Genomic DNA, 2,618 nt, shown 5'->3' with positions numbered 1-2,618 from the left:
CCCCCGCCGCCCCGCCGCCGCCGCCCCCCCCCCCCCCCCCCCCCCCCCCCCCCCCCCCCCCCCCCCCTTCCCTACCGCGCTACGTCTCCGCAGCGCGGCGGTGCACCTGTCGTCAGGCGGCGACGACCTCGACGCCGACCTTGGCCGAGACCTCGGCGTGCAGTCGCACGGACACCTGGTGCGCGCCCAGGGTCTTGACCGGGGTGCCCAGCTCGATGCGGCGCTTGTCCACATCGGGGCCACCGGCGGACTTGATCGCCGAGGCGATGTCGGCCGGGGTCACCGAGCCGAACAGTCGGCCGCCTTCGCCGGCACGGGTCGCGAGCTGAACCTTGAGGTTCTCAAGCTGCGCCTTGATCTCGTTCGCCTGCTCGATCGTGGCGATCTCGCGGATGCGACGACCGCGGCGGATCTGCTCGACGTCCTTCTCGCCACCCTTGGTCCAGCGGATCGCGAGACCGCGCGGAACCAGGTAGTTGCGAGCGTAGCCGTCCTTGACGTCCACGACGTCGCCCGCGGTGCCGAGGCCGGTGACCTCGTGGGTGAGGATGATCTTCATGAGTCGGTCACCCTTCCCTTATCGCGCGGACGAGGTGTAGGGCAGCAGCGCCATCTCACGGCTGTTCTTCACAGCCGTGGCGACGTCACGCTGGTGCTGCGTGCAGTTGCCGGTCACGCGACGGGCACGGATCTTGCCGCGGTCGGAGATGAACTTCCGCAGCATGTTCGTGTCCTTGTAGTCCACGTACACGGTCTTGTCCTTGCAGAACGCGCAGACCTTCTTCTTCGGCTTGCGCGGAGGCGGCTTCGCCATGGTGTTTCTCCTGTGTGATCAAGAAGGGTGTGATCGCCCTCCAGAGCCGTGGCTCTAGAAGGGCGGCTCGTCCGAGTAGCCGCCGCCCTGCTGGCCGCCGCCGGAGCCACCGCCCCAGCCGCCGCCACCCTGCTGGCCACCGCCAGCCGGAGCACTGGTCGCCCAGGGGTCGTCGGCGGGAGCCCCGCCGCCGCCCTGCTGGCCACCACCGCCGGAGCCACCGCCCCAGCTGCCGCCACCACCCTGCTGGCCACCGCCGCCGCCGAAGCCGCCACCCTGACCGCCCCGACCGGACGTCTTGGTGACCTTCGCCGTGGCGTTGCGCAGGCTGGCGCCGACCTCTTCGACGTCGAGCTCGTAGACCGTGCGCTTGACGCCCTCGCGGTCCTCGTAGGACCGCTGCTTCAGTCGGCCCTGCACGATGACGCGCATGCCGCGCTGGAGCGACTCGGCGACGTTCTCCGCTGCCTGCCGCCAGACCGAGCAGGTGAGGAAGAGGCTTTCGCCGTCCTTCCACTCGTTGGTCTGTCGGTCGAAGGTGCGGGGAGTGGACGCGACACGGAACTTCGCGACCGCCGCGCCGGACGGGGTGAAGCGCAGCTCGGGGTCGTCAACAAGATTGCCGACGACCGTGATGACGGTCTCGCCTGCCATTGGATGAACCTCTCGGCGGGTGTGCTGCTGGCTGCTGTGCTACTCGGGACACGGCCCGAGAGCCGCTGAACGCTGACGCGATCAGTGGGTCTCGGGACGGAGGACCTTGGTCCGGAGGACCGACTCGTTCAGGTTCATCTGGCGGTCGAGCTCCTTGACGACCGCAGGCTCGGCCTGAAGGTCGATGACCGAGTAGATGCCCTCGGGCTTCTTCTTGATCTCGTACGAGAGACGACGACGGCCCCAGGTGTCGACCTTCTCGACCTTGCCGTTGTTCGAGCGAACGACGGAGAGGAAGTTCTCGATCAGGGGGGCGACAGCGCGCTCCTCAAGATCGGGGTCGAGGATGACCATCACCTCGTAGTGACGCATGTGGAACCCACCTCCTTTGGACTCAGCGGCCACGGTCGTTCCGTGGCAGGAGGGTCGTGATGCGTAGCGCCCGATGCGTCCCCGGACCTCGTCCTTGGACCCCACCCGCAGACCTGATCAACAGGACTGGGGGGCTCTGGCCCTCGAACGGCTCTGGGCAGACACCGGCGCAGACCGTACAGACTACCCGGGACGGTGCTTGCGGTTGAAATCCAGCCGGACCTGCCCGCAATCTGGAGGCCAAGAGTGTGAGCGGCGTTACTCCTCGCCGCCCCGCGTCCCTCGCAGGACCGGAGGTCTCCCATGGCTCAGGCAGCCCGTTCCCCGCACGGCGTTCTCTCCCTCCTCGATACCGACGGCAAGCCACACCCGGTGGAGAACACCTTCGCCGCGGCCACCCTCGTGCTCGGCGTGGTGGCTTTCGTCACAGCCATGTTTCACCAACTTCACCTGGTCAGCTCCTGGACCGGGCTGGTCGGTGTCCTCACCGGTGCCTGGGGACAGTTCATCTCGGCGACCACGGCCGAGCGGTTCGTCCTGATCATCGGTCTCGGCGCGTCCGCCTTCGGGCTCTTCCTCGGCATGGCGCACGGCGGCCTCTTCGGCGGCGTACTGGGCTGATGCGCACCGCTGTTCGGCGTTCCCGGTGCCGCGGGCGCCGGGGCGCCGGCGGTGCCTCCCCCGGACGGCGGGGCGGGGGGGGGGGGGGCGGGGGGCGCCCCCCCCCCCCCCCGCCGCGGGGGGCGCGCGCGGGCGCCCCGGGGCCGCGGCGGAGTCG

5 protein-coding genes are annotated in these 2,618 nt (G+C 69.8%); 1 reads left to right on the top strand and 4 read right to left on the bottom strand.

The features are described from left to right. Positions 1-112 precede the first annotated feature (112 nt). From rplI to rpsF, 4 genes are all read right to left on the bottom strand, one after another. Positions 113-559, bottom strand: coding sequence for a 50S ribosomal protein L9 (gene rplI, locus AAHZ94_RS32370; protein WP_349997278.1), 447 nt, complete (start codon positions 557-559; stop codon positions 113-115). An 18-nt stretch (positions 560-577) separates the two neighbouring features. Continuing rightward, positions 578-814 carry a 30S ribosomal protein S18 gene (gene rpsR / locus AAHZ94_RS32365; RefSeq protein WP_136723411.1) on the bottom strand — a complete coding sequence of 79 codons (237 nt, stop codon included), beginning with the start codon at positions 812-814 and terminating at the stop codon, positions 578-580. A 54-nt stretch (positions 815-868) separates the two neighbouring features. Beyond that, a complete protein-coding gene (locus tag AAHZ94_RS32360; RefSeq protein WP_349997277.1) occupies positions 869-1,468 on the bottom strand; it encodes a single-stranded DNA-binding protein in 600 nt (199 codons plus the stop codon). 81 nt (positions 1,469-1,549) lie between these two features. Next, entirely contained in the window at positions 1,550-1,840 is a 291-nt protein-coding gene (gene rpsF, locus AAHZ94_RS32355) for a 30S ribosomal protein S6 (protein ID WP_349997276.1), read from the bottom strand. A gap of 303 nt (positions 1,841-2,143) precedes the next feature. Between rpsF and AAHZ94_RS32350 the strand changes: the two genes are divergently transcribed. Next, positions 2,144-2,461 (top strand): hypothetical protein, encoded by a 318-nt coding sequence (locus AAHZ94_RS32350; protein WP_349997275.1) that lies wholly within the window; start codon positions 2,144-2,146, stop codon positions 2,459-2,461. Positions 2,462-2,618 lie beyond the last annotated feature (157 nt).

This window comes from Streptomyces sp. HSW2009, from assembly GCF_040240285.1.
Classification (GTDB): Bacteria; Actinomycetota; Actinomycetes; order Streptomycetales; family Streptomycetaceae; genus Streptomyces.
This window is presented reverse-complemented; position numbering and strand designations above follow the sequence as displayed.